The sequence below is a fragment of the Bacillus sp. PK3_68 genome (genome assembly GCF_003600835.1).
Taxonomy (GTDB): domain Bacteria; phylum Bacillota; class Bacilli; order Bacillales; family Domibacillaceae; genus Pseudobacillus.
This window is the reverse complement of record NZ_NQYC01000001.1, coordinates 2,775,001-2,798,254: the sequence shown is the minus strand read 5'-3', so window position 1 is coordinate 2,798,254 and position 23,254 is coordinate 2,775,001. Positions and strand designations below refer to the sequence as shown.

At 42.2% G+C, this 23,254-nt stretch carries 24 protein-coding genes and 2 other annotated features (1 of these 26 cut by a window edge); all 24 genes read right to left on the bottom strand.

The window, feature by feature from the left end:
- Positions 1-3,555, bottom strand: coding sequence for a DNA-directed RNA polymerase subunit beta (gene rpoB / locus CJ483_RS14190; RefSeq protein ID WP_120035854.1), 3,555 nt, complete (start codon positions 3,553-3,555; stop codon positions 1-3).
- A gap of 248 nt (positions 3,556-3,803) precedes the next feature.
- A complete protein-coding gene (locus CJ483_RS14185) occupies positions 3,804-4,406 on the bottom strand; it encodes a class I SAM-dependent methyltransferase (protein ID WP_120035853.1) in 603 nt (200 codons plus the stop codon).
- A 298-nt stretch (positions 4,407-4,704) separates the two neighbouring features.
- On the bottom strand, positions 4,705-5,070 hold the full coding sequence (gene rplL / locus CJ483_RS14180; RefSeq protein WP_041101803.1) for a 50S ribosomal protein L7/L12: 366 nt from the start codon (positions 5,068-5,070) through the stop codon (positions 4,705-4,707).
- Positions 5,071-5,135: 65 nt separating this feature from the next.
- Positions 5,136-5,636, bottom strand: coding sequence for a 50S ribosomal protein L10 (gene rplJ / locus CJ483_RS14175; RefSeq protein WP_120035852.1), 501 nt, complete (start codon positions 5,634-5,636; stop codon positions 5,136-5,138).
- Between the two features lie 71 nt (positions 5,637-5,707).
- Positions 5,708-5,851 (bottom strand) — a sequence feature (ribosomal protein L10 leader region).
- Between the two features lie 44 nt (positions 5,852-5,895).
- Positions 5,896-6,597, bottom strand: a complete 702-nt coding sequence (rplA, locus tag CJ483_RS14170) for a 50S ribosomal protein L1 (protein ID WP_120035851.1) — start codon at positions 6,595-6,597, stop codon at positions 5,896-5,898.
- Positions 6,598-6,713: 116 nt separating this feature from the next.
- Positions 6,714-7,139 (bottom strand): 50S ribosomal protein L11, encoded by a 426-nt coding sequence (gene rplK, locus CJ483_RS14165; protein ID WP_018395143.1) that lies wholly within the window; start codon positions 7,137-7,139, stop codon positions 6,714-6,716.
- Positions 7,140-7,305: 166 nt separating this feature from the next.
- Entirely contained in the window at positions 7,306-7,839 is a 534-nt protein-coding gene (gene nusG, locus CJ483_RS14160) for a transcription termination/antitermination protein NusG (RefSeq protein ID WP_120035849.1), read from the bottom strand.
- Between the two features lie 146 nt (positions 7,840-7,985).
- Positions 7,986-8,171 carry a preprotein translocase subunit SecE gene (secE, locus tag CJ483_RS14155; protein WP_120035848.1) on the bottom strand — a complete coding sequence of 62 codons (186 nt, stop codon included), beginning with the start codon at positions 8,169-8,171 and terminating at the stop codon, positions 7,986-7,988.
- Between the two features lie 186 nt (positions 8,172-8,357).
- A complete protein-coding gene (rpmG, locus tag CJ483_RS14150; protein ID WP_120035847.1) occupies positions 8,358-8,504 on the bottom strand; it encodes a 50S ribosomal protein L33 in 147 nt (48 codons plus the stop codon).
- Between the two features lie 68 nt (positions 8,505-8,572).
- Entirely contained in the window at positions 8,573-9,223 is a 651-nt protein-coding gene (sigH, locus tag CJ483_RS14145; RefSeq protein ID WP_120035846.1) for an RNA polymerase sporulation sigma factor SigH, read from the bottom strand.
- A gap of 65 nt (positions 9,224-9,288) precedes the next feature.
- Positions 9,289-9,798 (bottom strand): NYN domain-containing protein, encoded by a 510-nt coding sequence (locus CJ483_RS14140; RefSeq protein WP_120035845.1) that lies wholly within the window; start codon positions 9,796-9,798, stop codon positions 9,289-9,291.
- Between the two features lie 2 nt (positions 9,799-9,800).
- Positions 9,801-10,544, bottom strand: a complete 744-nt coding sequence (gene rlmB, locus CJ483_RS14135) for a 23S rRNA (guanosine(2251)-2'-O)-methyltransferase RlmB (RefSeq protein ID WP_120038042.1) — start codon at positions 10,542-10,544, stop codon at positions 9,801-9,803.
- A complete protein-coding gene (locus CJ483_RS14130; RefSeq protein ID WP_120035844.1) occupies positions 10,544-10,966 on the bottom strand; it encodes a Mini-ribonuclease 3 in 423 nt (140 codons plus the stop codon). Before CJ483_RS14130 ends, rlmB begins: the two co-directional genes overlap by 1 nt.
- A 2-nt stretch (positions 10,967-10,968) precedes the next feature.
- The gene (gene cysS, locus CJ483_RS14125; protein ID WP_120035843.1) at positions 10,969-12,369 is read right to left on the bottom strand and encodes a cysteine--tRNA ligase; all 1,401 of its coding nucleotides are present in this window, start codon (positions 12,367-12,369) and stop codon (positions 10,969-10,971) included.
- The gene (gene epsC / locus CJ483_RS14120) at positions 12,350-13,015 is read right to left on the bottom strand and encodes a serine O-acetyltransferase EpsC (RefSeq protein WP_120038040.1); all 666 of its coding nucleotides are present in this window, start codon (positions 13,013-13,015) and stop codon (positions 12,350-12,352) included. Before epsC ends, cysS begins: the two co-directional genes overlap by 20 nt.
- Positions 13,016-13,066: 51 nt before the next feature.
- Positions 13,067-13,298, bottom strand: a binding site (T-box leader).
- A gap of 43 nt (positions 13,299-13,341) precedes the next feature.
- Positions 13,342-14,802: a glutamate--tRNA ligase gene (gene gltX, locus CJ483_RS14115; protein WP_120035842.1), complete on the bottom strand. Its 1,461-nt coding sequence runs from the start codon at positions 14,800-14,802 to the stop codon at positions 13,342-13,344.
- 58 nt (positions 14,803-14,860) lie between these two features.
- Positions 14,861-15,358 carry a 2-C-methyl-D-erythritol 2,4-cyclodiphosphate synthase gene (ispF, locus tag CJ483_RS14110; RefSeq protein WP_120035841.1) on the bottom strand — a complete coding sequence of 166 codons (498 nt, stop codon included), beginning with the start codon at positions 15,356-15,358 and terminating at the stop codon, positions 14,861-14,863.
- Between the two features lie 19 nt (positions 15,359-15,377).
- Entirely contained in the window at positions 15,378-16,064 is a 687-nt protein-coding gene (gene ispD / locus CJ483_RS14105; RefSeq protein ID WP_120035840.1) for a 2-C-methyl-D-erythritol 4-phosphate cytidylyltransferase, read from the bottom strand.
- Between the two features lie 14 nt (positions 16,065-16,078).
- Positions 16,079-17,173 (bottom strand): PIN/TRAM domain-containing protein, encoded by a 1,095-nt coding sequence (locus CJ483_RS14100; protein ID WP_120035839.1) that lies wholly within the window; start codon positions 17,171-17,173, stop codon positions 16,079-16,081.
- Positions 17,174-17,284: 111 nt separating this feature from the next.
- The gene (gene radA, locus CJ483_RS14095) at positions 17,285-18,658 is read right to left on the bottom strand and encodes a DNA repair protein RadA (protein WP_120035838.1); all 1,374 of its coding nucleotides are present in this window, start codon (positions 18,656-18,658) and stop codon (positions 17,285-17,287) included.
- Positions 18,659-18,777: 119 nt separating this feature from the next.
- A complete protein-coding gene (clpC, locus tag CJ483_RS14090) occupies positions 18,778-21,216 on the bottom strand; it encodes an ATP-dependent protease ATP-binding subunit ClpC (protein ID WP_120035837.1) in 2,439 nt (812 codons plus the stop codon).
- A 20-nt stretch (positions 21,217-21,236) separates the two neighbouring features.
- Positions 21,237-22,292 (bottom strand): protein-arginine kinase McsB, encoded by a 1,056-nt coding sequence (gene mcsB, locus CJ483_RS14085; protein WP_120035836.1) that lies wholly within the window; start codon positions 22,290-22,292, stop codon positions 21,237-21,239.
- The gene (mcsA, locus tag CJ483_RS14080) at positions 22,292-22,834 is read right to left on the bottom strand and encodes a protein-arginine kinase activator protein McsA (protein WP_120035835.1); all 543 of its coding nucleotides are present in this window, start codon (positions 22,832-22,834) and stop codon (positions 22,292-22,294) included. Before mcsA ends, mcsB begins: the two co-directional genes overlap by 1 nt.
- A 22-nt stretch (positions 22,835-22,856) precedes the next feature.
- On the bottom strand, positions 22,857-23,254 hold the 3' portion of the coding sequence (locus tag CJ483_RS14075; RefSeq protein WP_481747717.1) for a CtsR family transcriptional regulator. Its footprint extends 67 nt past the window's final position; 398 of the gene's 465 nt are visible here — the last part of the coding sequence; its start codon lies beyond the right edge, outside the window; the stop codon is at positions 22,857-22,859.

Below are 23,254 nucleotides of genomic sequence, written 5' to 3'. Positions count from 1 at the left end.
TTAATCCGTTGAACTTACTTTTTCAGATAAGTTTTCTTCAGGAGCGATATTTAATGTATCTGCCTGCTGAACGTCATCCTCATCTTCTAAATCACGCATTTCAATTTCCTGGTCGTCTCCGGACATAATCTTGACGTCCATTCCCAAACTTTGAAGTTCTTTAATCAAAACTTTAAATGATTCTGGAACTCCTGGTTCCGGAACATTTTCACCTTTGACAATTGCCTCATATGTTTTCACACGACCAACAATATCATCGGATTTGACAGTAAGAATTTCTTGAAGTGTATAAGCCGCACCATAAGCTTCAAGTGCCCATACTTCCATCTCTCCAAAACGCTGACCACCGAACTGAGCTTTACCTCCGAGCGGCTGCTGGGTAACAAGAGAGTAAGGCCCTGTTGAGCGGGCATGAAGTTTATCGTCAACCATGTGAGCAAGCTTGATCATGTACATGATACCAACAGATACACGGTTATCGAATGGCTCTCCGCTACGGCCGTCATAAAGGACCGTTTTTGCATCCCTGGACATGCCAGCTTCTTCAATTGTTTCCCATACATCGTCTTCCGTTGCTCCATCGAATACCGGAGTAGCTACATGCAACCCTAAGTAACGAGCTGCCATACCTAAGTGAAGCTCCATTACCTGTCCGATGTTCATCCGTGAAGGTACCCCTAGTGGGTTTAACATAATATCGATCGGTGTGCCGTCAGGAAGGAAAGGCATGTCTTCTTCCGGTAAGATCCGGGAGATAACCCCTTTGTTTCCGTGGCGTCCGGCCATTTTATCCCCTTCAGAGATTTTACGTTTCTGAACGATATATACGCGGACGAGCTGATTCACACCTGGTGGCAATTCATCGCCGTCCTCGCGGTTAAACACTTTCACATCAAGGACGATTCCGCCGCCGCCATGTGGCACCCGTAAAGATGTATCCCGCACTTCACGCGCTTTTTCTCCAAAGATCGCATGTAGAAGTCGTTCTTCCGCAGTCAATTCAGTGACGCCTTTTGGCGTTACTTTTCCGACGAGAAGATCCCCATCTTTCACTTCAGCCCCGATGCGAATGATTCCACGTTCGTCAAGGTTGCGAAGCGCATCTTCCCCAACGTTTGGAATATCACGAGTGATTTCTTCTGGTCCGAGTTTTGTATCGCGTGACTCTGACTCGTATTCTTCAATGTGGATGGAAGTGTACACATCATCTTTTACGAGACGTTCGCTCATGATGATGGCATCCTCATAGTTATAACCATCCCATGTCATGAAGCCAACCATTACATTTCGTCCTAAAGCAAGCTCCCCTTTTTCCATGGAAGGGCCGTCAGCAAGGATTTCACCCTTTGTCACACGGTCGCCGACACTAACGATCGGACGCTGGTTATAGCATGTACCTTGGTTAGAGCGAATAAATTTAAGCAGGCGATATTTATCAAGGTCACCTTTTACTTCTTTTCCATCTATCTCTTCAATGCGACGCACCCAGATTTCTCTCGCTTCTACATGCTCCACAATTCCTTCTCGCTTACAGATAACTGCGGCTCCAGAGTCTTTTCCTGAAACATATTCCATTCCAGTACCAACAATTGGCGCTTCCGGCTGCATTAAAGGCACGGCTTGACGTTGCATGTTCGCTCCCATTAACGCACGGTTGGAGTCATCGTTTTCTAAGAAAGGAATACAAGCTGTTGCAGCAGACACTACCTGTTTTGGAGATACGTCCATGTAGTCCACGCGCTCACGCTTTACAACTGTGTTTTCGCTTCGGAAGCGAGCAACTACTTCTTCATCGGCGAACGAACCGTCTTCGTTGAGACGAACATTCGCTTGAGCCACTACATAGTTATCTTCTTCGTCAGCTGTTAAATAGTCAATACGATCTGTTACTCTTCCTGTATCCGGATCTACTTTCCGGTAAGGAGTTTCAATAAAGCCGAAACGATTAACCTTTGCGTAAGTAGAGAGCGAGTTGATCAATCCGATATTCGGTCCCTCAGGTGTTTCAATCGGACACATACGGCCGTAGTGGGAATAGTGAACGTCACGCACTTCAAATCCTGCACGTTCCCTTGTTAATCCACCAGGTCCAAGCGCTGATAAACGACGCTTATGCGTTAATTCAGCCAGCGGGTTGGTTTGATCCATGAACTGTGAAAGCTGGGAGCTTCCAAAGAACTCTTTGATTGAAGCAATAACCGGCCGGATATTAATTAATTGTTGTGGTGTAATTGTATTTGTATCTTGAATGGACATTCGTTCGCGAACAACACGTTCCATACGAGATAATCCAATTCGGAATTGATTTTGAAGCAATTCGCCGACAGAGCGAAGGCGACGGTTACCTAGATGATCAATATCATCTGTGTCTCCAACTCCGTACAATAAGTTAAAGAAATAACCAATGGATGCAATAATATCAGCTGGTGTAATGTGTTTCACATTTACCTCTGGGAAGCCATTCCCAATGATATTAATGATCCTTTCATCTTCACTATTTGGGGCATAAATTTTAATGGATTGAACAACGATATCCTCTTCTACTACCCCGCCGGATTGACGATAAGTTTTAAAGCCTACACCATTTTCCAGGTTCGGTATAATTTTATCAAGTGCACGGCGGTCAAGAAGTGTGCCTTTTTCCGCAATAATTTCACCTGTTTCCGGATCTGCCAACGTTTCGGCAAGACGCTGCCCAAACAAACGGTTCTTTGTATGGAGCTTTTTGTTCATCTTATAGCGTCCAACACTAGCAAGATCATAACGTTTTGGATCAAAGAAACGGGAAATCAGCAAGCTCTTAGCATTTTCAACTGTCGGAGGCTCACCCGGGCGCAAACGCTCATAAATTTCAATGAGTGCTTTTTCCGTGCTCTCCGTATTGTCCTTTTCGAGCGTATTACGGATATATTCGTTGTCACCGATAAGATCAATGATTTCTTGATCAGAGCCAAACCCGAGAGCACGCAATAATACGGTAACTGGTAATTTACGTGTACGGTCGATACGAACATATACAATGTCTTTTGCATCTGTTTCATACTCCAACCAGGCTCCACGGTTCGGAATAACAGTAGCAGTGAAACCACGCTTTCCGTTTTTGTCCATTTTTCCGCTGTAGTACACACTCGGAGAACGAACAAGCTGGGATACGATAACGCGCTCTGCTCCATTGATAATAAATGTTCCTGTTTCAGTCATAAGCGGGAAGTCGCCCATGAATACTTCCTGATCCTTCACTTCACCAGTCTCTTTATTTAAAAGACGGACTTTAACTCGAAGCGGAGCAGAGTAAGTTACATCGCGCTCCTTAGACTCATCCACCGGATATTTCGGTTCTCCGAGACTGTAATCAATAAATTCCAATGCAAGATTACCAGTAAAATCTTCAATAGGAGAAATATCCTGAAACATTTCTCTCAAGCCCTCATCAAGAAACCACTGATAGGAGGATGTTTGAATTTCAATGAGATTTGGTAATTCTAAAACTTCACTAATGCGCGCATAGCTTCTGCGCTGGCGGTGTCGTCCGTACTGAACTAGTTGACCTACCAACTGATTCACCCCTCAAATCAAGCGTTTTAGTTGCCTATATACTTCTTATAGCCAGGCATTCAGCCTTGCCGTAAGACAAAAAGAAAAAGGTTTTTTCAAAGAAAACCTCATTTTACGCGTGATGAACTATTATTTTAGCATCGTAGCCATTTCAACCATTAATTATACAGCCTAAATGGATTTATAGCAAAAATGGTCACAATTATTATTCTGGCATTTTATAATAATAACATAGAGCTATATGCGAGTCAACATTTTTCCGCCTTGATAATATAATACCCTTTTGAACGATCAATCACTTCCGCACGCCCAAAAAGTGACTCTATTTCTTTCAAAGCAGAAGGAGCTCCTTGTTTCTTTTGAATAACAACCCACAACACTCCGCCCTTAACTAACTTTTCGTAACTTTGTCGAAAAAAATCAAATACCACTTTCTTTCCTGCTCGAATAGGCGGATTGGTCAATACAGCAGCAAATCCTTGCTCAACCACCCCTGTCAGACGGTCACTTTCATAAATGTTAACATTTTCAATCTGATTAAGGACTGCATTGTCTTTTGCTAGCGAAAGAGCGCGCAAATTCACATCAACCATATGAATCATTCTCTCCGGGAAAGCAGAAGCAACAGAAAGACCGATTGGTCCATATCCACAGCCAGCATCAAGAAATGGCCCTTCCACTTCCGGGGGCTCAAAGGTTTCAATTAAAAGGCGAGAGCCAAAATCCACCTCTTTCTTAGAAAAAACACCCGCATCGGTTTTAAAGCGAAATTTCCGCCCTTTCAAAAGATACTCCCAAAACTTCGGGTCACTCTCACTACCGGGCGTCTGCGAAAAATAATGGTTAGTCATATTTCCCCCTCCACTCTGACAATTTATAAAAAAGCGGAAGCGCCTTATTCAGCCCCGACAAACAGAAAACAAACTAACGCAATAGCATTTCCTCAGTCCTGCAGTTCGTTTGGCTTGTTCGAGGAGCTTAGCCGCTGCAACTAGGTAATGAAAAAGCACCTGGTTAGCTGCGACAAGTATAAAATAAACAAAAAATACATTCAAGATTTATAGCCCGTTTAGCTTACCGTTCCAGAAAATTAAATTCATAAATAAAAGCCCGCTGGATCCAGCGGGCTTTGTTATCGTCCGTACGTAATTACTTAACTTCTACGCCAGCGCCAACTTCTTCAAGTTTAGCTTTGATTTCTTCAGCTTCTTCTTTAGAAGCTCCTTCTTTAACTGGTTTCGGAGTGTTGTCAACAAGTTCTTTCGCTTCTTTAAGTCCAAGACCTGTAACTTCACGAACAACTTTGATAACTTTGATTTTTTGAGCGCCTGCATCAGTAAGCACAACGTCAAACTCAGTTTTCTCAGCTGCAGCGTCTCCACCAGCAGCTCCGCCTGCTACTGCTACTGGAGCAGCTGCAGTTACACCAAATTCTTCTTCAATTGCTTTTACTAAATCGTTCAATTCAAGAACGGACATTTCTTTAATCGCATCAATGATTTGTTCTTTAGTCATTTTAAAGTTTCCTCCTTGTTTTTACTTTCTTTTTATTCGTTTAGGCTGCTTCTGAAAAAATCAGCTTACGCGCCTTGTTCTTCTTTTTGATCGGCAACAGCTTTTGCTGCAAGAGCGAAGTTGCGCATAGGTGCTTGCAACACGCTGAGTAGCATAGAAAGAAGTCCTTCGCGGGATGGAAGTTCAGCAAGAGCTCTCACTTCTTCTACTGTTACAACATTTCCTTCTAAAACACCTGCTTTAATTTCTAGCGCCTCATTCTCTTTAGCAAAGCTATTAAGAATTTTTGCTGGTGCAATTACATCTTCTGTACTGAACGCAATCGCATTCGGCCCAGTTAAGAATTCATCCAAACCAGAAATTTCAGCAGTTTCAGCTGCACGACGAGTTAAAGTATTTTTGTATACTTTAAATTCAACGCCAGCTTCACGAAGCTGTTTACGAAGCTCAGTTACTTGGCTCACTGTCAAACCACGGTAGTCTACAATTACTGTAGATGCACTGCTTTTAAATTTGTCAGCAATATCGTTTACCAACTGTTTCTTTTGCTCGATTACACTGCTCATCTTTTACACCTCCTGTAGATTTCTATAGCAAAATAAACAATTTGCTATTTTGCTTGTCCATTCATACCTTAGATGAAAGTAAAAAACCTCCACATCAGCAGACATGGAGGTTACGAAAAGTACAGCGCAAGGCCACACTCTATATATTCGTATTACCTCGGCGGGAAATTAAGCTTTTCAGCACCTGCTGTCTACGGTATAAATGTTCAATTATTTTGCAACAAAATGAATTATATCAAATTCAAAATCTGTTGTCAACTTATTTTGCAACAGCTACAGAAGAAGGATCTACCTTAACGCCAGGACCCATTGTTGAAGTGATTGTAACATTCTTCATGTATGTGCCTTTTGCTGCTGATGGTTTTGCTTTTAACATTGTTTCAAAGATTGTGTTGAAGTTTTCAATTAACTTTTGATTGTCAAAAGAAACTTTACCAATCGGAACATGAATGTTTCCAGCTTTATCAACACGGTATTCTACTTTACCTGCCTTGATTTCTTGAACAGCTTTCGTTACATCGAAAGTAACTGTTCCAGTTTTAGGGTTTGGCATAAGACCTTTAGGACCAAGCACACGGCCAAGCTTACCAACCTCACCCATCATGTCAGGAGTAGCTACGATTACATCAAATTCAAACCAACCTTGTTGGATCTTGTTGATGTAGTCTGCATCTCCTACATAATCTGCTCCAGCTGCTTCAGCTTCTTTTGCTTTTTCACCTTTAGCAAACACTAAAACTTTTTGTGTTTTACCAGTTCCGTTTGGAAGCACAACTGCTCCACGGATTTGTTGGTCAGCTTTCTTCGGATCTACTCCAAGACGGAAAGCTGCCTCTACTGTTGCATCAAACTTTGTAAAGTTTGTTTTCTTTACTAATTCAACTGCTTCGTCAAGAGCATAAGCTGTTGTACGATCAACAAGCTTTGCTGCTTCTTGAAACTTTTTACCTTTTTTAGCCATTTAAAACTTCCTCCTTATGTGGTTTTAGCGGAATAACCTCCCACGAATAAAGGTTGCGTGTGAAGTAATTACGGAATACATTCACAGCGCAACCCTTGAACAACTTCTACAAACAATTAGTCTTCAATCACAATACCCATGCTGCGGGCAGTACCTTCGACCATGCGCATAGCTGATTCAACATTAGCTGCGTTAAGGTCAGGCATTTTTGTTTCAGCGATTTCGCGAACTTTATCACGCTTTACTGTCGCTACTTTATTGCGGTTTGGTTCACCGGAACCAGACTCAATACCTGCTGCTTTCTTAAGAAGTACAGCAGCCGGCGGAGTTTTTGTGATGAATGTAAATGAACGGTCTTCAAAAACCGAAATTTCAACTGGAATGATCAAACCAGCTTGATCCGCTGTACGCGCGTTAAACTCCTTACAGAATCCCATGATGTTTACACCAGCTTGACCAAGTGCAGGACCAACCGGCGGCGCAGGATTTGCTTTGCCTGCAGGGATTTGCAACTTAACAACTTTAATAACTTTTTTAGCCACGAGACACACCTCCTTAAGTCCGTGATGTGGTATTTGGGGATTTCCCCTCCCACTCAATAACACCTTTAAATATATTAAAGATGGTTAATTAAAATTAGTCTGTCTTTAAGACATACTGACTTAAAAATATTATCATTGTTTCCTTAATATTTCAAGATGTTTTCCATTATAATTTATCTACCTGGTTAAAATCAAGTTCAACCGGAGTTTCGCGGCCAAACATATTTACGAGCACTTTTAATTTTGCCTTGTCGAAGTCGATTTCTTCTACTGTTCCCTCAAAGTTAGCAAATGGGCCCTCGTTTACGACTACTGTTTCGTTCACTTCAAAATCAACGTCCTTGCGTTTTTCATCCATTCCCATTTGCTTCAAAATATTTTTTACTTCGTCTGGTAAAAGCGGTGTTGGCTTTGAACCATGACCCGAAGAACCTACGAACCCAGTAACACCTGGTGTGTTGCGAACCACGTACCAAGAGTCATCTGTCATGACAATCTCTACTAGTACATAGCCTGGAAAGACTTTGCGTTTTGTTACTTTCTTTTTACCATTTTTAATATCAGTTTCTTCTTCTTCCGGAACGATTACACGGAAGATTTTATCTTGCATACCCATGGACTCTACGCGTTTTTCCAGGTTAGCTTTTACTTTATTCTCATATCCTGAATATGTGTGTACAACGTACCAATTCTTCTCCATAGAAAGGGACTAAGCGTCCTTCCCTCCTTTACTTTTGAAAAGCAAATGAAAAAACCCGTTGAAGCGGGCTTTTTTTCTTCTCTATGATGTTTCATTATACCATATCAAAAAACAGTATATTCAAAACGAGGCGGCAAAGTTGAAAATTATAGAGACAAAACCCATCGTACAAGCGATGAGATACCTAAATCAACCACCGCAAAAAAGATGGCCAAGAAAAACACAGTTGTAATAACCGTGATTGTATATCCCGTCAGCTCTTTTTTCTTCGGCCAGCTGACTTTTCTAATTTCCGAACCGACGTTGCGGAAAAATTGTGTTATGCTCGACATTTCGAACCCTCCAAAGGTGAAATCAACTTTTCTCAAAGATGATCAATTATTGGCTGGCTGCAGACACCAGCCTGTCCACTTTTACTCTACCCAGCTGCGAGCGGCCGAATTTCCAACATCAGCCTCTATAGCATAGATAACCGGCACAACGGCCATTTATATGTCTTTAAGTAGCCGCTTCTCATTTTACTTAGTCTGCTTATGGATCGTGTGACTGTTACATGTGCGGCAAAACTTTTTTATTTCTAGGCGTTCTTCACTATTGGCTTTGCTCTGAGTGGAATAGTTTCTTGAACCGCATTCGGAACAAGCTAATATTCTCTTTTTTGTCATTGTGAATCCACCTTATCTATCTCAATTGTAAAAAATAACATTATCAGCGGAACTAGTCAAGTTATTGCCTACAACGTGATTTCTCTAAATTCCAGATAGCGCTCAAGCTTTCTCTTAACCCGCTGCAGAGCATTATCAATCGATTTCACGTGACGGTTAAGTTCTTCTGAAATCTCCTGGTACGACTGCCCGTCCAAATATAAGGCTAGCACTTTTCGTTCCAAGTCGCTTAACAATTCATTCATTTTATCTTCAATACTACTAAATTGCTCGCGGTTAATAATTAATTCTTCTGGATTCATAATTTTTGCGCCTGTGATGACATCCATCAACGTACGATCAGATTCCTCATCGTAAATTGGTTTATCAAGTGAAATATAGGAATTTAACGGAATATGCTTTTGTCTTGTGGCTGTTTTGATGGCAGTGATAATTTGTCTTGTGATACAAAGTTCAGCAAAAGCTTTAAACGTGGTTAGCTTATCTTCTCTGTAATCGCGGATAGCTTTGTAAAGCCCAATCATCCCCTCTTGGACAATGTCTTCCCTATCGGCCCCAATTAAAAAGTAGGAACGTGCTTTCGCCCGGACAAAATTTTTGTATTTGTGAATCAAATAATCCAGAGCATCACTATTTCCACTGTGAACAAGTTCTATGAGTTGCTCATCTTGAAGCGTTTCCAATGCTGTATTGCTTGAACGGTTCAAACTCACACACATCCCCTCCGCCTGCAAAGCCATAGATAGCAACATTATACAGTACGTTTTTTTCGAACGTCAATGCTTCATTTCTCGCCACGGCGCCACTTTTCAAAAATTTCTGCCACTTCGTCTGTAAGAGGAATTTTTGAATGGACCTTTTTTTCGTGGAATTTTTGGACACTTCTCCCAATTTTTTTATTGGTTACTTTCAGCTCTGTAAGCAGCTCTCTAGCAGATACTCGCAAAGCTCCTTGCCCAAAAACTACCCACTGTTCCGTAAAATCGGAGGTTGCTACAAAAATTTGATTTTTAATATTATTTAGTTCTATTGCAAGCTTTTCAATGCGCTCGTCTGCTGATTCATTTTCCCGTGTGAAAATTACCTCTACTTTTGAATCCCGGTATTTTTTTTCTGTTCCTTTAACATAATGGGCATCAAAAACAACGATGACCCGGCTGCCCGTGAATCCTTGATATTCAGCCATCAACTGAATAAGACGGTCACGGGCAGAAGCAAGATCATGTTTTTTTAGCTTTTGAAGTTCCGGCCAAGCACCAATAATATTGTAGCCGTCAACTATGAGGATGTTCATCGCTACTCCCCTAAAGGATGCCGCCTTCTATACACTTCGTACATCAATACGCCGGCTGCTACAGAAGCGTTTAGAGAAGTGACACGTCCGGCCATAGGCAGTTGGATAAGAAAATCACACTTTTCTCTAATTAAGCGCCCAATTCCTTTTCCTTCACTGCCAATGACAAGCCCAAGTGGCATGTTTCCGTCAAACTGCCTGTAGTCATCGGCCCCCTTTGCATCTGTGCCGGCAATCCACACACCACGTTCTTTCAGTTCATCAATCGTCCGTGACAAGTTAGTCACTCTTACAACAGGAATATATTCAATTGCTCCAGTAGAGGCTTTTGCGACTGCAGCTGTTAATCCTACCGCCCGGCGCTTTGGAATAATAATGCCATGCACTCCCACAGCATCTGCTGTTCGCATAATGGATCCTAAGTTATGAGGATCTTCAATTTCATCCAGAATGAGGAAAAAAGGTTCTTCCCCGCTCTTTTCCGCGTTGGCAAACAAATCGTCTAGCTCTGCATAGTCATAGGCAGCAACAGAAGCAACGATGCCCTGGTGATTCTCCTCGCTCATCTGATCAATTTTTTGTTTAGGGACAAATTGAACGAGTACATTTTTTTCTTTTGCTTTTTTGATAATCTGCTGCACAGGCCCCTTTTGTGCTCCCTCCGCTATCCAGATTTTATTGATTTCCCGATCTGATCTTAGCGCTTCAAGCACAGGATTCCTGCCTGCGATAAACTCTTTGGACATCATGAGTCTCCTCCTTTCTCACTTATTTTTGGCTGCAGACAAAAATCGATCATTTCTGCAAGCCGCTGTTCATTTCCTGTTAAGAACAGCATCCCAATCAGTGCTTCAAAAGCTGTGCTATGCCGGTAAGTTTGAACATCGGTATTTTTTGGGGTTGTTCCCGACTTTGCATTTCTCCCTCTTTTAACCACAGCAAGCTCTTTTTCTGACAAAAAACCGCTGTCGATCATCTGATATAGAAAATCCGCCTGAGCTTTTGCCGAAACATAGCGGGTAGCCTCCCGATGAAGCTGATTCGGCTTCACTTTTCCAAGTTCCAATAAATGACGGCGCACATACACTTCATAAATGGCATCGCCCATGTAAGCAAGGGCAAGACTATTCATCTGTGTGGCCTCTTTTAATGGTTCAAAATCCAGCATTTTTACCCTCTTTTCCAGCGTGTGCCCTGCGGTGTGTCCTCTAAAATGATGTTCATTTCCTTCAGCTTATCACGAATTTCATCGGCAAGCTGGAAATTGCGGTCTTTCCTTGCTTGAATCCGCTGTTCGATTAATTCCTCAATCTCTTCCTCTAACAGTGCTTCCTCTACTTCAAGCTTTAGCCCGAGCACGAAAAATAAATCTTCGAACTCTTTTAAAAAGGCGTCAATTACTTTTTCGGATGTGTTTTTTTCCATTAAATAATAATTAGCCTGCTTGGAAAGTTCAAATAAGACGGAGATGGCATTGGCTGTATTGAAGTCATCATCCATTTCCTTTGTAAACGCCTGATGCAGCTCTTTTATTTTATCCAGCCACTGTGTATCATCTTCTGTCAAATTCGTACTCGATTGCTTGCGGTGCTTTAAGTTTTCATAAGCAGTTCTTAGGCGATCCAACGCTGTTTTTGCATTCTCCAGCAATTCTTCATTATAATTGATCGGATGTCTGTAATGAACAGACAACATAAAGAAGCGAAGAACTTGTGGGTCAATATGTTGAATAATGTCGTGTACAAGGACGAAGTTGCCGAGCGATTTCGACATTTTTTCATTGTCAATGTTAATATAACCATTATGCAGCCAGTAGCGGGCAAACGTTTTTTCTGTCAATGCTTCGGACTGGGCAATTTCATTTTCATGATGCGGAAAAGTTAAATCCTGTCCGCCGGCATGTATATCAATTGTATCGCCCAGATACTTTCTTGCCATCGCTGAGCACTCAATGTGCCATCCCGGACGTCCTTTCCCCCACGGGCTCTCCCAGTAAATCTCGCCTTCCTTTGCTGCTTTCCATAAGGCAAAATCAAGCTCATCTTCTTTCTTTTCCCCTACGCCAATTCTTGCACCAACCTTTAATTCGTCTATGGATTGATGGGAGAGCTTTCCATATTCTGCAAACTTTCGTGTACGATAATAAACATCTCCCTCAGAAGCATAAGCATAGCCTTTCTCAATGAGGGTTTCAATAAATTCAACGATGATGTCAATGTTTTCAGTTACACGGGGATGCACATCCGCTTTTTGGCAGCCGAGCGCCCCTGTATCCTCAAAATAAGCATTGATAAAGCGCTCAGCGATCGCCGGAACTTCTTCTCCTAATTCGTTAGCTGCTTTAATCAGCTTGTCATCCACATCTGTAAAGTTAGAAACATAGGTCACATCGTAGCCGCTATACTGAAAGTAACGGCGGACTGTATCGAATACAATAGCTGGCCGGGCGTTGCCTATGTGAATATAGTTATATACGGTCGGTCCGCATACATACATTTTTATTTTTCCCTTTTCTAGGGGGACAAACTCCTCTTTTTGCCTCGTTAATGTATTATAAACGCGAATGGTCATTTAGTGGTTCTCCCTTCTTTACTTCTTGAAGCTCTTCACGCAGCCTGACAATTTCCTTCTCCATGGAGAAAAGGCGATCAGCAATTGGGTCTGGTAAGTCCTGATGATTAAGGTCTTTTTGTACTTTTTTCCCGTCACGTATCACTATTTTCCCCGGAATACCAACAACGGTTGAGTTGGGAGGCACATCTTTTAGAACAACCGACCCGGCCCCAATTTTGGAGTTTTCCCCAATTGTAATGGAGCCAAGCACTTTAGCCCCTGATGCGATCAATGCATTGTCTTTAACCGTCGGGTGCCGCTTTCCTTTTTCTTTACCGGTACCTCCAAGTGTCACTCCTTGATATAGTGTTACATTATCACCTATCTCACAAGTTTCCCCAATAACAACACCCATCCCGTGATCAATGAAAAGGCGGCGTCCAATCTGGGCACCCGGGTGGATTTCTATACCGGTGAAAAAACGGCTAATTTGAGAAATTAGACGAGCAAGGAAAAAGAATTTTCTCTTATAAAAACCGTGCGCCAACCGATGACCCCAAATAGCATGCAATCCGGAATAGGTTAAAATAACCTCCAAATAACTGCGGGCAGCAGGATCCTGCTCAAAAATTGTATCGATATCCTCTTTAAGTAATTTAAACATGCTCATTGCTATCCTCCTTTTTTAAAAACAAAATAAAAACGCCTCTGTATAGACAGAGACGTTGTGTTGACGCGGTTCCACTCTGTTTGAAAAACAGACAGTCCTGTCTGTTAATCCAACTCTAAACTGATAACGGGTGTTCCCGCTGCTGCTTACTCGGATTCCTTTCAACAACAGACTCAGAGGGGCATTTCAATAATTGAGCGGCTTAAACCGTTCGCAGCCGGTGACGGTTCTCTCTGTAAAGCTTCAATTATTTACTTCTCCTCATCAACGCTAATTATGAATAAATAGTACATTTAATATATTACATTTTTGCCGAAATGTTAACTATGGATCTTGCCAAGACGCTCGACAACTTTTTCCTTGCCGAGCAATTCAATCGCTTTAGGCAAATCAGGTCCATGTGTTTGGCCGGTCACAGCGGCACGGATCGGCATAAATAACTTTTTCCCTTTATGCCCAGTTTCCTTTTGGACGTCCTTCATGGCTTTTTTAATTTCATCGGCCTTAAACTCTTCCATTGCTTCAACCTTGTTTAGGAAAGAAGCAAGAACTTCAGGAACTTGTTCTTCTTCAAGAACTGTTTTTGCTTCCTCCTCATAGCTAATATCCTCTTTAAAGAACAGCTCTGACATGTCCACAATTTCTGCTCCAAAGCTCATCTTTTCTTGATAAAGGCCAATCAGCTCACGCACCCACTGCTCTTGCTCAGGAGAGCGCTCAGCAGCAATGCGGCCTGCTTTGACAAGATGGGGCACTGCAAGCTCCACTACCCGATCTAAATCCACTTTCTTCATGTACTGATTATTCATCCATGCCAGCTTTTGCTGATCAAATAAAGCGGGAGACTTGGACAAACGGTTAGCATCAAATAGTTCGATGAATTCCTCTTTAGAGAAAATCTCCTCTTCACCGGCCGGAGACCAACCCAGTAAAGCGATAAAGTTAAACAGTGCTTCTGGCAAGTAGCCAAGCTCTTTGTACTGTTCAATAAATTGAATAATGGATTCGTCACGCTTGCTCAGCTTTTTGCGGCTTTCATTCACAATCAGTGTCATATGGCCAAAAGTTGGCGGCTCCCAGCCAAGCGCATTGTAAACGAGCAACTGTTTCGGTGTATTGGAGATATGGTCATCTCCGCGCAGCACATGTGTCATTTCCATCAGATGGTCATCTATTGCTACCGCAAAGTTGTATGTCGGTGTTCCATCTTTTTTCACGATAACATAATCGCTAATGCCATCCGATTCAAAAGACACTTCCCCTTTCACCATATCATTGAATGTGAGCATTTCTCCTGCAGGAACTTTAATACGGATACTTGGCTTTCGTCCTTCCGCTTCTTTTTCAGCTCTTTCTTCAGGAGTCAGGTGACGGCATTTGCCGGAGTAGCCCGCCATATCTTTTCCCTCGGCTTGTTGCGCCTCCCGTTCAGCTTCAAGCTCTTCTTCCGTACAATAACACTTATAGGCATGTCCTTCTTCTAATAATTGGTCATAGTATTTCTTATAGATATCATTTCGTTCAGACTGGCGATAAGGACCAAATTCTCCTTCCTTGTCGACACTTTCATCCCAATCAATACCGAGCCATTTCAAATACGTCAGCTGGCTTTCTTCGCCGCCCTCAATATTTCTCTTTTGATCGGTATCCTCGATTCTAATAATAAATTTCCCACCCTTATTCCGGGCAAATAAATAATTAAAAAGCGCTGTGCGCGCATTACCAATATGTAGATGGCCTGTCGGGCTTGGCGCATAGCGCACACGAATATCGTTTGCCATTTTATGTTCCTCCTCAAATCGTTCCTAGTAACTTTTTTTATTTTACCACCAGCTTTTATTAGAAGGAAGAGGATTCCTTTTCTTTTGCTATTAACAAAACAACCGCCTGCGCCGCTATTCCTTCTTCTCTACCTACAAATCCTAATTTTTCTGTTGTTGTCGCTTTTACATTCACTTGTGATGCGTCCGTTTCCAGCAGCTCTGCGATTCTTTCTCGCATTTGTCCAATATATGGCGCCATCTTAGGTCTCTGAGCCATAATAGTACAGTCTGCGTTGCCTAGAACAAATCCCTTCTCTTTCACATGCTGCCACACATGCTGAAGCAAAACAGCTGAGTCTGCATCTTTGAACGCCGGATCTGTATCTGGAAAATGCCGGCCAATATCTCCCTCACCTATTGCTCCAAGAAGAGCGTCCGTTACAGTATGCAGCAATACATCAGCATCTGAATGGCCAATTAATCCCTTCTCATGCGGAATGGTTACACCCCCAACAATTAATGGACGATTTTCTGCAAATTCATGCACATCAAAGCCTTGCCCAATTCGAAACATAACTTTTCTCCTTCAACCTCTATAGTGATTTTCTTTTTTGAATAATAGCTTTCGCGAATACAAGATCTTCGGGTGTAGTTAATTTTATATTATCATAGTCCCCTTCAACAATTTGAACCCTTATGTTCGCCCGTTCAGCAAGAGAGGCTTCATCTGTGCCCATATATCGATCCTCTTGAGCCTGTCTATGAGCCTGCATAATCAACGGCACACGAAAAGCTTGTGGTGTCTGTACAGACCACAAGCTAGAACGTTCAATTGTCTCGGCAACTACTCCTCCTTCTACACGCTTAATGGTATCTTTTACAGGAACAGCGACAATTGCCGCTCCTTCTTCTGTTGCTTTCTCAACAAGCTGGCTGATGATCGGCCTTGTAATGAAAGGTCTTGCTCCATCATGAACAAGAATAATTCCGGTCTGATCCGCTTCTTTCAAGCCATTAAATACACTTTGCTGCCGCTCATTACCACCAGGAACCAGCTTCTTCACTTTGGAGACATCATATTCATGAATCAAATTGGAGAACATGGTTGTTTCCTCAGGCTGGACAACGAGAATAATACCACTGCAATTCGGATCTTGCTCAAAAACCTCCAGCGTATGAATGATAACCGGACGCCCATTCAGCAAGAGCAGCAGCTTATTTTTGTCTGCTTTCATTCTCGTTCCCCGGCCGGCAGCTGGAATAATTACTTGATAATTCATTTTCCCCTGCTCCTTTAAAGCGCTTTTTCTATTAGCTTCGGCTTGGCAAAGATCATCCGGCCCGCTGATGTTTGCAGTACACTCGTTACAATTACGTCGATTTGCTTGCCGATGTAATCACGGCCTTCTTCTACTACAATCATCGTTCCATCATCCAGATAAGCAATGCCTTGACGCTGTTCTTTTCCGTCCTTAATAACAAGAACTTTCATTTCTTCTCCCGGAATGACCAACGGCTTCACTGCATTTGCCAAATCGTTAATATTTAAAACTTGTACCTTTTGCAGTTCACATACTTTATTTAAGTTAAAGTCATTCGTCACCACGATCCCATTCATTTCCTTTGCCAACTTGACGAGCTTGCTATCTACTTCCTGGACATCTTCAAAATCCCGCTCAATTATTTCTACCTCTACTGGAATCTCTTTTTGAATGCGATTTAATATATCAAGACCTCTACGGCCCTTTGTTCGTTTAAGCGTATCAGAAGAATCGGCAATATGCTGTAGCTCTTCCAGCACAAACTGCGGAATGATCAGGCATCCTTCTAAAAAACCAGTCTGGCAAATATCAGCGATCCTGCCATCGATAATAACGCTTGTGTCTAAAATTTTGCACGCCCTCTGTTCCAACGATGGATTTTCAGCTGCTTCTGCTTCCTTCTTCCTGCTACTTCTATTGATCGTGAACAAACTTGTGATTTCATCACGCTTCTTAAAGCCAACCTGGAAGCCAAGATACCCTAATAAGATCGTCAGAAAAATCGGTGCTACTGTATTAACGATTGGTATCTCTATGGAATTTAATGTGTTTCCTGCTAAAAAAGCAACAATCAGTCCCAAAATCAACCCCAAGCTGCCTGAAAGAATGTCAGTCAATGGTGCTGTAACAATTCGGTCCTCCATCCATTTAACAAAATCAATAATGTAGTCTACAGCCCAAAACGTTAACATATAAAAAATAACGGCTCCTATAATTACTGCGACGTACGGATTATTAACTAAAGTTAAATGATCTAAATGAATAAGTCTTAATAAGTCCGGAATAAGAATAATGCCAAGTGTTCCCCCTAAAATAATAAACCCCGCCTGCACGAGACGCTTCAACATCCTGACTTCACCTCCCTGTTATCATTATAAACACTTTTTTCCATACGCAATCGTTTTTTTGAAAAAAATGCCCAAAAGCCTGCAAACAGCCTATGCAGGCTAATCTGCAAATTATTTACCAAATACAAGCTGTAATGCTTCATTAACCGTAGAAACACCAACAGTTTCTATCCCTTCAGGAACTTTCCAGCCTCCAAGATTATTTGCAGGAAGAATGATCCTTGTAAAGCCAAGCTTAGCAGCTTCGAAAACTCTTTGTTCTATTCGCGAAACCCGCCGCACTTCTCCTGTTAACCCCACTTCACCAATGATGCAATCCGTTGAATTAGTTGGCTGATCTCGAAAACTAGAAGCAATGCTGACAGCAATCGCAAGGTCAATAGCCGGTTCGTCTAGCTTCACACCTCCGGCTACCTTCAAATAAGCATCCTGATTTTGCAATAGAAGACCCACTCGCTTTTCAAGCACAGCCATTAAGAGCGTTACGCGATTGTGATCCATACCCGTAGCCATTCGCCGCGGATTTCCAAAAACAGTCGGTGAAACAAGTGCCTGAATTTCAACAAGAACTGGTCTTGTGCCTTCCATTGAGGCAACCACCGTTGATCCCGAAGAACCTTGGGAGCGTTCCTCAAGGAAAATTTCCGAAGGATTTTCTACTTCTTCTAATCCTTCCTCCTTCATCTCAAAGATTCCCATTTCATTCGTGGAACCGAAGCGGTTTTTAACCGCTCTTAAAATTCGGTACGTGTGGTGACGCTCTCCTTCAAAATATAACACAGTATCCACCATATGCTCCAATAATCTGGGCCCGGCTATAGATCCTTCCTTCGTAACATGCCCCACAATAAAAATGGCAATACCGTTAACCTTCGCTATTCTCATTAGCTCAGCTGTACACTCTCTCACCTGTGAAACGCTTCCCGGTGCTGAAGTTACCTCCGGATGATAGACAGTTTGAATTGAATCAATAATAACAAATGAAGGAGAAAGTTGCTCAATCGCCGTATGGATCAACTGTAAATTTGTCTCCGAATAAATAAAGAGCTCCTCTTCCTTCACAGCTAATCTTTCTGCTCTTAATTTAGTCTGCTTAACAGATTCTTCGCCGGAAATGTATAATACCCTGCTTTTGTTTGCTGCTAATTGAGCGGAAACCTGCAACAGCAAAGTTGACTTCCCTATTCCCGGATCTCCTCCAATTAACACGAGTGAACCAGGTACAACACCTCCGCCTAACACCCGATTGAACTCTTTTAACCTTGTTTTTACTCGTGGTTCCTGAATCGTTTCCACATTTGAAAGCTTTGTTGGCTTAGAGGTAACCGTTTGCTCCGAATGCATAAAGGTCCTTTTAGGTGTCCCTGTAATAGCGACTTCCTCCACCATTTGATTCCATTCTCCACACCCCGGACAACGCCCCATCCACTTTGCCGATTCATAACCGCAGGACTGACAAATAAACTTTGTTTTCTTCTTGGCCATGCTTATTCCACCTCTTTAAATGATCCTTTTTCTAAAACAACAAAAAGCCAGGCGCCTCCAGCGTTGCATATAAATTGCAACTTGTGAAGGAGGAGCCGGGCATTTATAGGACAGCCTCTTTATTTTGCAGCCGATGGTTCTTTCGTTGTTACAATGAAGTTACCATCTTCTACATCTACAATAACTTGCTGACCTGCTAAAACCTTGCCTTTAAGCAATTCTTCCGATAAACGATCTTCCACTTGCTTTTGTAATGCTCGACGTAAAGGACGGGCTCCATACTCTGGATCATAGCCTTCATCGGCAATTTTTTCCTTCGCACGGTCAGATAAATCGACAATAATCCCTTGTTCTTTCAAACGTTGCGTCAACTGGTCAGCCATTAATGTAACAATTTCTTTTAAATGCTTTTTCTCTAAAGCATGGAAAACGATAATTTCATCAATACGGTTAATAAATTCTGGACGGAACGCCCGCTTTAACTCTTCCATTACTTTGCCCTTCATGTCTTTGAAATCTTGTTCACCATCTTGAATGTTAAAGCCGACATATTTGTTTCGGCGCAAAGAGTCCGCTCCCACATTTGATGTCATAATCAGCACTGTGTTACGGAAGTCAACGGTACGACCTTTAGAGTCTGTTAACCGGCCGTCTTCTAACACTTGCAATAAAATATTGAATACATCCGGGTGAGCTTTTTCAATTTCATCAAGCAAGATAACAGAGTATGGCTTGCGTCGTACTTTTTCTGTGAGCTGACCGCCTTCATCGTAGCCGACATAGCCTGGAGGTGATCCAACAAGTCGAGAGGTTGAATGTTTCTCCATGTATTCAGACATATCGATGCGGATCATGGCATCTTCATCACCAAACATAGATTCTGCCAGCGCTTTAGCAAGCTCTGTTTTACCTACACCTGTAGGACCAAGGAAGATAAAGGAACCAATTGGCCGTTTCGGATCTTTTAGACCAGCTCTGGCCCGGCGGACAGCCTTAGAAACAGCTTTCACTGCTTCTTCTTGACCAATTAAACGGGAGTGCAAGATTTCCTCTAGGTTAAGCAATCGTTCCGTTTCTGTTTGAGCTAGCTTGGAAACTGGGATTCCCGTCCAGCTAGATACTACTTTTGCAATATCTTCAACTGTTACTTCACTGTTTTCTTTACCTTGCTTTTCTTTCCAATTATTCTTTGTTTTTTCTAGCTCTTCCCGCAGCTTTTGTTCAGCGTCACGCAGAGAAGCGGCCTTCTCAAATTCCTGACTTTGAACAGCTGCGTCTTTTTCCTTGCGTATTCCTTCCAACTTTACTTCTAATTCTTTCAAATTAGGAGGAGTCGTGAATGAACGCAAACGAACTTTCGAACCAGCCTCATCAATTAAATCAATCGCTTTATCCGGAAGGAAACGGTCTGAAATATAGCGATCAGACATTTTGACTGCTGCATCAATGGCATCATCTGTAATAGATACACGGTGATGCGCTTCATAGCGGTCTCTTAATCCTTTTAAGATCTGAATAGATTCTTCCAATGTCGGTTCATCAACTTGGATTGGCTGGAAGCGCCGCTCAAGGGCTGCATCCTTTTCAATATATTTTCTGTATTCATCTAGCGTTGTTGCGCCAATGCACTGTAACTCACCGCGAGCAAGGGAAGGTTTTAAAATATTCGAAGCATCAATGGCTCCCTCTGCTCCACCCGCTCCAATTAAGGTATGAAGCTCATCAATGAATAAGATAATATTGCCGGCTTGACGAATTTCATCCATCACTTTCTTTAAGCGGTCTTCAAATTCGCCCCGATACTTTGTTCCTGCTACGACTGTACCCATATCAAGAGTCATTACACGTTTATTCCGGAGTGTTTCCGGCACTTCATTATTAACAATTTGTTGGGCAAGCCCTTCAGCAATAGCTGTTTTACCTACACCTGGCTCACCGATAAGAACCGGATTATTTTTTGTTCTTCTGCTTAGAACTTCGATCACCCGCTGAATTTCCTTGCTGCGACCAATAACAGGGTCTAAGCTTCCTTCTCTTGCAATCACTGTTAGATCCCGAGCCAAGCCATCCAGTGTAGGTGTATTGGCATTCGATGTTGAACCGCCCTGGTGACCATTGGTCTCGTTGTTACCGAGCAGCTGAAGCACTTGCTGCCGCGCTTTATTTAAGCTAACTCCTAAGTTGCTAAGAACGCGGGCTGCTACTCCTTCTCCTTCTCGGATTAATCCAAGTAAGATATGTTCTGTTCCAACGTAAGAATGTCCGAGCTTTCTCGCTTCGTCCATTGATAATTCCGTTACCTTTTTTGCGCGAGGAGTGTAATGGACTGTTTGAGCGCTGCCTTCTCCTCTTCCGATTAAATTTTCGACTTCCTCTTGAATTTTCTCTGCGCTGAGTCCAAGGCCATAAAGTGCTTTTGCTGCGATGCCTTCTCCTTCACGCACTAGACCTAGTAAAATATGTTCTGTTCCAATATTGCTGTGCCCTAGACGAATTGCTTCTTCTTGCGCAAGCGCTAATACTTTTTGTGCTCTTTCTGTAAAACGACCAAACATCATATCCATCCATCTCCTTTACCTCAACAATTTTCTTCTAACTGTAGCCGCTCTCTAATTAATGCTGCACGCCGGATATCCCTTTCTTCGGGGTGGAGCGGTCCACCGGCATATTGCTGCAGAAAGCCCGGTTGTGTTAAAATCATCAATTCATTTAAAATGCTTCTGGAAACATTGCTAATATAACCGATATCAATTCCTAGTCTTACATCTGATAAACACTGGGCTGCTTCTTTTGTTTCAATAATCCGGCTGTTTGTTAATACACCATAAGAGCGGAATACTTTATCCTCTAAACGGATAGAAGATGCGTTGGCTAAAGCTTCTCTTGCTGACTTCTCATGTTCGATAATCTGATGGACGATACTTATCAAATCTTCTACTATATCCGCCTCGGATTTTCCCAGAGTCAACTGGTTCGATATTTGAAAGATGTTTCCTAAAGCTTCACTGCCTTCTCCATATATACCTCTAACTACAAATCCCAGCTGGCTGATTGCCGGAACAATCCGGTTAAGCTGTTGGGTCAGGGTTAATCCCGGCAAATGAATCATCACTGACGCTCGTAACCCTGTACCCACGTTTGTTGGACAGCTCGTTAAATATCCTCTTTTTTCATCAAAAGCATATTCTACGTTTGCCTCAATGGCATCATCAAGATCGTTTGCTTTTTTCAGAGTTTCTTTTAACTGCAAGCCTGGAGAAAGACACTGGATCCGAATGTGATCTTCTTCGTTGATCATAATACTAATGTCCTCTGCATCCGAAAGAAGGACGGCCCCATAGGTAGAGGTATCAGCTAAGTATGGGCTAATCAAGTGTTTCTCTACAAGCACTCGCTTTTGTAACGGAGACAATTCCTCCATTTTTAACAATTCAAGCGGATATTTCTCTTGTATGCCTTCACTGATCTTGGCGGTCATCTCCTCTGCTTCGTCTGCTTTTAAGAATGGAGGAAAATGATAATTGTCTAAATTTCTAGCAAGACGAACCCTTGAACTTAAAACAATATCTGCCTGAGGACCTTCATTGCTCATCCAGGAGCTGACAGCCTGATTAATAAACTTTTCTAGAGACATCACGACTCTCCTCCTTCAGAAAGGATTTTTTTTTCGAGAGAACGGATTTGGTCGCGAATATCAGCTGCCGCTTCAAACTCCTCTTGCGCAATCGCCTGCTGTAACCTTTCTCTTAATCCGGCTATTTCCTTTTTCAAATGAAGGGTGCCACCAATTCTAGTTGGTATTTTACCTGTGTGTAAGTTATTTCCATTTTGCAACCTTTTTAGTATAGGGTTTAGTTGGTCTTGAAAGGCTTCGTAACAGTGCGAGCAACCAAACTTTCCTCTATTAACAAACTGTTGAAAGGTAGTTTGACAATTATCGCATTTTAAAACCTTCTGTTGTGGATATTGGGCAGGCTGCGACGAAAAAGATGAATTAAGATTAAACAGACCGCCAAGCAAGTCACCGATAGAAAAGTCCGAATGCTGGCTAAACATGTATTGCTCTCCCTTTTCTTGCGCACACTTTTCACATAAATGTAGTTGCGTCTTTTCACCATTTACTGTTTTAGTGAAATGAAGTGAAGCAGGTCTCTCTTTACAACTTTGACAAATCAAAGAGAACCACCCCCCTTATAAGTTATTTATATTTCAAGGCCATTAGCATAGAAGTAATCATTCTCGCTCGGAGCTCATCTCTTTCTGGAAGATCAATATATAAAACAGAACGATCCATTACACTGATCATAATTTTTGCTTCACGTTCTGAAATTACTTTTTCTTCTACTAGACGATAGATTAAATTCTCTGCTGCTGACTGTGAAATTTGGTTCCCCACCAATGAAACTAATTGTTCAATTAAATCATGCTGATCATGCACTTGTACTTTTATAATGCGGATATAACCTCCGCCCCCTCTCTTGCTCTCTACCATGTATCCTTTCTCAATGGTAAAGCGTGTATTGATCACGTAATTAATCTGCGAGGGAACACATTGAAATTTTTCAGCTACTTCATTTCTCTTGATTTCTACAATTT

What these genes read in the sequence shown, in the direction of transcription:
- rplJ (WP_120035852.1), bottom strand. Translation starts at nt 5,636, where the DNA reads ATGAGCAGTGTAATCGAGCAAAAGAAACAGTTGGTAAACGATATTGCT.
- rpmG (WP_120035847.1), bottom strand. Translation starts at nt 8,504, where the DNA reads ATGACAAAAAAGAGAATATTAGCTTGTTCCGAATGCGGTTCAAGAAAC.
- clpC (WP_120035837.1), bottom strand. Translation starts at nt 21,216, where the DNA reads ATGATGTTTGGTCGTTTTACAGAAAGAGCACAAAAAGTATTAGCGCTT.
- rplL (WP_041101803.1), bottom strand. Translation starts at nt 5,070, where the DNA reads ATGACTAAAGAACAAATCATTGATGCGATTAAAGAAATGTCCGTTCTT.
- sigH (WP_120035846.1), bottom strand. Translation starts at nt 9,223, where the DNA reads ATGTGTGTGAGTTTGAACCGTTCAAGCAATACAGCATTGGAAACGCTT.
- ispD (WP_120035840.1), bottom strand. Translation starts at nt 16,064, where the DNA reads ATGAATTATCAAGTAATTATTCCAGCTGCCGGCCGGGGAACGAGAATG.
- epsC (WP_120038040.1), bottom strand. Translation starts at nt 13,015, where the DNA reads ATGTTTAAATTACTTAAAGAGGATATCGATACAATTTTTGAGCAGGAT.
- nusG (WP_120035849.1), bottom strand. Translation starts at nt 7,839, where the DNA reads ATGGAGAAGAATTGGTACGTTGTACACACATATTCAGGATATGAGAAT.
- rlmB (WP_120038042.1), bottom strand. Translation starts at nt 10,544, where the DNA reads ATGTCCAAAGAGTTTATCGCAGGCAGGAATCCTGTGCTTGAAGCGCTA.
- CJ483_RS14130 (WP_120035844.1), bottom strand. Translation starts at nt 10,966, where the DNA reads ATGCTGGATTTTGAACCATTAAAAGAGGCCACACAGATGAATAGTCTT.
- CJ483_RS14100 (WP_120035839.1), bottom strand. Translation starts at nt 17,173, where the DNA reads ATGTTGAAGCGTCTCGTGCAGGCGGGGTTTATTATTTTAGGGGGAACA.
- secE (WP_120035848.1), bottom strand. Translation starts at nt 8,171, where the DNA reads ATGTCGAGCATAACACAATTTTTCCGCAACGTCGGTTCGGAAATTAGA.
- mcsB (WP_120035836.1), bottom strand. Translation starts at nt 22,292, where the DNA reads ATGTCTCTAGAAAAGTTTATTAATCAGGCTGTCAGCTCCTGGATGAGC.
- cysS (WP_120035843.1), bottom strand. Translation starts at nt 12,369, where the DNA reads ATGACCATTCGCGTTTATAATACATTAACGAGGCAAAAAGAGGAGTTT.
- ispF (WP_120035841.1), bottom strand. Translation starts at nt 15,358, where the DNA reads ATGTTTCGAATTGGGCAAGGCTTTGATGTGCATGAATTTGCAGAAAAT.
- CJ483_RS14140 (WP_120035845.1), bottom strand. Translation starts at nt 9,798, where the DNA reads ATGAACATCCTCATAGTTGACGGCTACAATATTATTGGTGCTTGGCCG.
- rplA (WP_120035851.1), bottom strand. Translation starts at nt 6,597, where the DNA reads ATGGCTAAAAAAGGTAAAAAGTTTCAAGAAGCAGCAAAGCTTGTTGAT.
- radA (WP_120035838.1), bottom strand. Translation starts at nt 18,658, where the DNA reads ATGGCCAAGAAGAAAACAAAGTTTATTTGTCAGTCCTGCGGTTATGAA.
- CJ483_RS14185 (WP_120035853.1), bottom strand. Translation starts at nt 4,406, where the DNA reads ATGACTAACCATTATTTTTCGCAGACGCCCGGTAGTGAGAGTGACCCG.
- gltX (WP_120035842.1), bottom strand. Translation starts at nt 14,802, where the DNA reads ATGGCAAACGATATTCGTGTGCGCTATGCGCCAAGCCCGACAGGCCAT.